Annotated in this window: 6 protein-coding genes; 2 read left to right on the top strand and 4 right to left on the bottom strand. The window is 68.2% G+C overall.

Features of this window, described 5'->3' with window-relative positions; all coding sequences use genetic code 11:
- On the bottom strand, positions 1 to 704 hold a 704-nt coding region (locus AC2VOK_RS12285; RefSeq protein ID WP_428900715.1), incomplete at its 3' end, for a hypothetical protein.
- A 171-nt stretch (positions 705 to 875) separates the two neighbouring features.
- Between AC2VOK_RS12285 and phoP the strand changes: the two genes are divergently transcribed.
- Complete coding sequence (phoP, locus tag AC2VOK_RS12280; RefSeq protein WP_428900714.1) at positions 876 to 1,595, top strand: two-component system response regulator PhoP; 720 nt, start codon at positions 876 to 878, stop codon at positions 1,593 to 1,595.
- A gap of 133 nt (positions 1,596 to 1,728) precedes the next feature.
- Positions 1,729 to 3,090, top strand: coding sequence for a sensor histidine kinase (locus AC2VOK_RS12275; RefSeq protein WP_428900716.1), 1,362 nt, complete (start codon positions 1,729 to 1,731; stop codon positions 3,088 to 3,090).
- Here AC2VOK_RS12275 and AC2VOK_RS12270 read toward each other — a convergent pair.
- The 3 genes from AC2VOK_RS12270 to AC2VOK_RS12260 form a co-directional block, all read right to left on the bottom strand.
- Complete coding sequence (locus AC2VOK_RS12270) at positions 3,078 to 3,482, bottom strand: HIT family protein (RefSeq protein ID WP_428900713.1); 405 nt, start codon at positions 3,480 to 3,482, stop codon at positions 3,078 to 3,080. The two genes, AC2VOK_RS12275 and AC2VOK_RS12270, sit on opposite strands and share 13 nt — an antisense overlap.
- Positions 3,483 to 3,548: 66 nt before the next feature.
- Positions 3,549 to 3,977, bottom strand: coding sequence for a ketosteroid isomerase family protein (locus AC2VOK_RS12265; protein WP_428900712.1), 429 nt, complete (start codon positions 3,975 to 3,977; stop codon positions 3,549 to 3,551).
- Between the two features lie 3 nt (positions 3,978 to 3,980).
- The gene (locus AC2VOK_RS12260; RefSeq protein ID WP_428900711.1) at positions 3,981 to 5,108 is read right to left on the bottom strand and encodes an NDMA-dependent alcohol dehydrogenase; all 1,128 of its coding nucleotides are present in this window, start codon (positions 5,106 to 5,108) and stop codon (positions 3,981 to 3,983) included.
- Between the last annotated feature and the right edge of the window lie 136 nt (positions 5,109 to 5,244).

Here is a 5,244-nt window from a genome sequence, read left to right as displayed (position 1 = left end):
GTCGGGCGCACCGCCCGCGACACAGAGCGGCGCGGGAGCCGCAGGCCGGGCAGCGGGATGCGCTCGGCGAGGTTGCTCAGCGGATTGACCACCATGGTCAGCGCGACGACGGCGTCCTGGAGCGTATCGATCGCGGGTTCGAGCGCCTCCATCCCGGGCGTCAGCCGCGCCAGGGTGTCGGCGACGTCGGCGAGCTGTTCGAGCGGCCCGTTCTTCGCGGTCAGCTTGTCAACCAGTCCGCCGTTGGCGAGCAGCCGGTCGGTCAGCCCGCCTTCGGACATCACGCGTTCGATCAGGCCTTCCTCGGCGAACAGCTGGTCAGCCAGCCCGCCGGGCTGCAACGCGCGTTGCAGGCCGCCACCCTCGGAGGTCAGCCGGTCCAGCAAGCCGCCCTGCGCAGTCAGCAGGTCGACCACCCCGCCCGGGCGCAACAACCGGTCCAGCGGACCGTCGGGCGCCACAGCGCGCCCCAGCGGGGCGTCGTCGTCCATCAGCCTGGCGAGACGGTTGGCGCGCACGATCGTGTCGTCGATCCCCAGCATGGACGCCATGCCGTTCGTCCCGGCGCCGGACGCACCACCGCCCACCGCGCGCCTGGCCACGCCAACGGCCATGGACGAGACGTTCAAGCTCACCTCCGCGACCGCGAGCCCGGCCCGCGCGGGGGCGGTCGCCAGGGACACGACGCTTTTGACGAGGTCCATTCGTGAAGTCTATTCGCGACGCGACTTTGATGAACGGCGTTCGGGTCGGCGGCGGCGCCGTGATGCGCTGGCAGGCTACTATCAGATGGTTACCACCGCCCTCACAGTAATTGCACACTTACTGTGAAGGAGATGTTCAACGAAGGACAGAACGAAGGACAGAAGGCTCTCATGACAGCGGCTATCCACGGCGAGTCCACACCGGAGGCTCGCATCCTCGTGGTCGACGACGAGGCCAACATCGTCGAACTGCTCTCCGTCAGCCTGAAATTTCAAGGTTTTGAGGTGCACACCGCGACCAACGGGGCCCAGGCCCTGGACCGGGCGCGCGAAGCCCGCCCGGACGCGTTGATCCTGGACGTGATGATGCCCGGGATGGACGGTTTTGGGGTGTTGCGGCGACTGCGCGCCGACGGCATCGACGCGCCCGCGCTGTTCCTGACGGCTCGCGACTCGTTGCAGGACAAGATCGCCGGGCTGACCCTCGGCGGCGACGACTACGTGACCAAGCCGTTCAGCCTGGAAGAGGTCGTCGCCCGGCTGCGGGTCATCCTCCGACGCGCGGGCAAGGGCGGCCCGGAACCCCGCAACGCCCGGCTGACGTTCGCCGACATCGAACTCGACGAAGAGACCCACGAGGTGTGGAAGGCCGGGCAACCGGTGTCGCTGTCGCCGACGGAGTTCACGCTGTTGCGCTACTTTGTCATCAACGCCGGCACCGTGCTGAGCAAGCCCAAGATTCTCGACCACGTCTGGCGTTACGACTTCGGTGGTGACGTGAACGTGGTCGAGTCCTACGTGTCCTACCTGCGCCGCAAGATCGACACCGGGGAGAAGCGGCTTCTGCACACCCTGCGCGGTGTGGGCTATGTGCTGCGCGAGCCTCGCTGAGCACCCGCTCGGCCGCATGGGGAGGTGACCGGTGGCGAAGAATACGGAGACGGCCAAGCGGCTTCGACGCGGAGTACCACTGCGGGTGAGCCTGGTGGCCGCCACCCTCGCCCTGGTCGGCTGCGGCCTGTTGATGTCGGGCGTGGCGGTCACCTCGATCCTGCGTCACGTGCTCGTCGGCCGGATCGACCAGACGCTGCTCGAGGCGTCCCGCGGCTGGGCGCTGGCGCCGCGCCGCCGGTCGCCGGCGCCCTACGAGAGCCCGGACCCCGGCCGGCCGCCGTCGAAGTTCTACGTGCGGGGCATCGGCACCGACGGCACGCCGTTCACCGCCATCAACGACCGCAACGCCGAACCGGCGCTGCCGCCCGACAACGACGTAGGCCCCGAACCGACGACCCTGCCCTCGGTCAGCGGCTCCGACATCGAATGGCGGGCGGTGTCGGTGCGCGGCCCGCACGGCCTGACGACCGTCGCGATCGACCTCTCCGACGTCCAGCACACGGTCCGTTCGCTGGCCTGGTTGCAGGTCGGGATCGGGGTGGGCGTGCTGGTCCTCGTCGGGATCGCCAGTTTCGCGATGGTCCAGCGAAGCCTGCGGCCGCTGTCCGAAGTCGAACAGACCGCCGCGGCGATCGCCGGTGGGCAACTGGACCGACGGATCCCGCAGCGCGACCCCCGCACCGAGGTGGGCCAGCTCTCGTTGGCGCTCAACGGGATGCTGACCCAGATCCAGGAGGCGCTGGCGTCCTCGGAGTCCTCGGCCGAGAAAGCGCGCGGCTCCGAGGAGCGGATGCGCCGGTTCATCACCGACGCCAGCCACGAGCTGCGCACCCCGCTGACCACCATTCGCGGCTTCGCGGAGTTGTATCGCCAGGGCGCCGCGCGCGACGTGTCGATGCTGCTGGCGCGGATCGAAAGCGAAGCCAGCCGGATGGGGTTGCTCGTCGAGGATCTGCTGTTACTGGCCCGCCTCGACGCCCAACGCCCGCTCGAGCACCATCAGGTGGACCTGCTGGCGCTGGCCAGCGACGCAGTGCACGACGCGCAAGCCGTGGATCCCAAGCGCACGATCCGGATCGAGGTGCTCGACGGTCCCGGCACCCCGGAAGTGGTCGGTGATGAGGCCCGGATCCGCCAGGTGCTGAGCAACCTGCTGGTCAACGCCTTGCAGCACACCCCGGAAAGCGCCGACGTCATCGTGCGGGTCGGCACCGACGGCGACGACGCGGTGATCGAGGTGGCCGACAAGGGACCCGGCATGAGCCGGGAGGATGCGGCGCGGGTGTTCGAGCGCTTCTATCGCACCGACTCGTCACGTGCCCGGGCCAGCGGCGGCACCGGTCTCGGGCTTTCCATCGTGGACTCGTTGGTGCACGCGCACGGCGGCAGGGTCACCGTGACCACCGCGCCCGGCGATGGATGCTGCTTTCGTGTCACGCTGCCGCGGGTGCACGACGTACCCGTGCCGGAGGCGCCGGTTCACGCCAGCTGAGCCAGCGCCGCGGTGATCCTGGCCTGCGCCTCGTCCAGCGATTCCGGCGACGGGTTGCGGTCGACGTGAGCAAAACCGAAGTCGCCCAAACTGCGGGTGGGGAACACGTGAACATGCAGATGGGGCACTTCCAGCCCGGCGATGATCACCCCGGCGCGCTCCGTGTGGAAGGCGTTGCACACGGCCTTGCCGATGAGTTGGCTCACCGACATGACGCGGGCGAAAACCGCGCCGTCGACGTCCTGCCACTGGTCGATCTCGGCGCGCGGCACGACCAGCGTGTGGCCCTGTGTCATCGGCTCGATCGTCAGGAACGCGACGACGTCGTCGTCCTCGTAGACGAAACGCCCGGGCAGCTCTCGGTTGATGATCCTGGTGAAGATCGACGGCATGGGCCCCAGCATAGGTGCGGCCGGCATAGGTGCGGTCGGGCCGGCCGACGGAGCACGGCCGTTCGTCTACTCCCGGTTGCCGAACTTCATCATGTCGAGGTTCCAGTAGCCGCGCATGTTGGTGATCAGCCCCGCGTCGTTGACCTTGTAGGTGAACACCCCGCGGACCTCGCTGGTGACTCCACCCTCGAATTCACTGTGCAGCACCAGGATATGGGCGACCTCGTCGGGTGAGCTCGACGGGAACGTCTCCTCGCAGGTGATCGTCAGCCGGTTGGCCGCGATGTTGGTGTCGTAGAAAACGCCGACGGCCCCCCGGCCGCGCACCCCGGTGCCGTCGGGGTTGGTGACGGACGTGCCGATCGGGTCCTCGACGACGACGTCATGGGCCATCAGGGCCAGCCAGCCCTCCCGGTCGTGGGCTTGGACGCACCGCCATGACGCCTGCGACGCGGCCAGGGCCGGTGACGCCTGGGATGCCGCGGTGTCGGTCATCGGCTACCGGTCCGCGTCGGTGTACCGGATGACCCCGCGAATGTTCTTGCCGTCCAGCATGTCCTGGTAGCCGTCGTTGATCTGCTCAAGTTTGTACCGGCGGGTGATCATGTCGTCGAGGTTGAGCTTGCCGGCCTTGTACATCGACAACAGCTGCGGGATGTCGTAGTGCGGGTTGCCGCCGCCGAAGATGGTGCCCTGCAGGTTCTTTTGCATCAGGGTCAGCATCGCCAGGTTCAGGGTGACGTTGGTGTCCAGCAGGCTGCCGATCGCGGTCAGCACGCAGGTGCCACCCTTGGCGGTGATGTTCAGGTAGTTGTCGACGTCGGCGCCGTGCAGCTCGCCGACGGTGACCACCACCTTGTGGGCCATCAGGCCGTAGGTGACCTCGGCCATGCCCATCATCGCGGCCTCGACGTCGGGGTAGACGTGGGTGGCGCCGAACTTCAGCGCCTGGTCGCGCTTCCATTCCACCGGGTCGATCGCGAAGATGTAGCGCGCGCCGGCGTTGACGGCCCCCTGCAGCGCGGCCATGCCGACCCCGCCGACGCCGACGATGGCGACGTCCTGTCCCGGCCGGATGTCGGCGGTGCGGACCGACGACCCGTAGCCGGTGGTGACGCCGCAGCCGACCAGGGCGGCCACCTCGAAGGGCACCGACGGGTCGATCTTCACCACCGAGCTCTTGTGCACGACCATGTACGGCGAGAACGTGCCCAGCAGCGTCATGGGGTAGACGTTCTGGCCCCGGGCCTGGATCCGGAAGGTGCCGTCGGACACGGCCGCACCGCCGAGCAGTCCGGCGCCCAGATCACACAGGTTGCGTAGGCCCGCCTGGCACGTGGGGCACTTGCCGCAGGACGGGATGAACGACAGAACCACGTGGTCGCCGGGGGCGATGTCCTCGACGCCCGGGCCCACCTCGGTGACGATGCCGGCACCCTCGTGCCCGCCGAGCACCGGGAAGCCCGCCATCGGGATGCCGCCCGTCACCAGGTGGTGGTCGGAGTGGCACATGCCCGACGCTTCCATCTGGATCTTGACCTCGTCCTTGACCGGGTCACCGATCTCGATTTCCTCGATCGACCACGGCTGGTTGAACTCCCAGATCAGCGCGCCTTTTGTTTTCATGAACAACCTCCACTAGCAAAGCCCTGACCCGAGTGTTCGGCGAGAGGGGCCGACCGGGGCCGGACGGCAATGTAGAACGTGTTCTCGTTCTCGCTGAACATTATGACGCGCGTCACCCGGCTGTAAACAAGGTCGC

It is taken from the genome of Mycobacterium sp. TH-M116 (assembly GCF_057473685.1).
Note: the sequence above shows the minus strand (reverse complement) of the source record. Positions and strands in the feature narration are given on the sequence as shown.

Bases quoted from the DNA above. Each gene is read 5' to 3' on its own strand.
- phoP (WP_428900714.1), top strand. From the start codon at position 876: ATGACAGCGGCTATCCACGGCGAGTCCACACCGGAGGCTCGCATCCTC.
- AC2VOK_RS12275 (WP_428900716.1), top strand. From the start codon at position 1,729: ATGTCGGGCGTGGCGGTCACCTCGATCCTGCGTCACGTGCTCGTCGGC.
- AC2VOK_RS12270 (WP_428900713.1), bottom strand. From the start codon at position 3,482: ATGCCGTCGATCTTCACCAGGATCATCAACCGAGAGCTGCCCGGGCGT.
- AC2VOK_RS12265 (WP_428900712.1), bottom strand. From the start codon at position 3,977: ATGACCGACACCGCGGCATCCCAGGCGTCACCGGCCCTGGCCGCGTCG.
- AC2VOK_RS12260 (WP_428900711.1), bottom strand. From the start codon at position 5,108: ATGAAAACAAAAGGCGCGCTGATCTGGGAGTTCAACCAGCCGTGGTCG.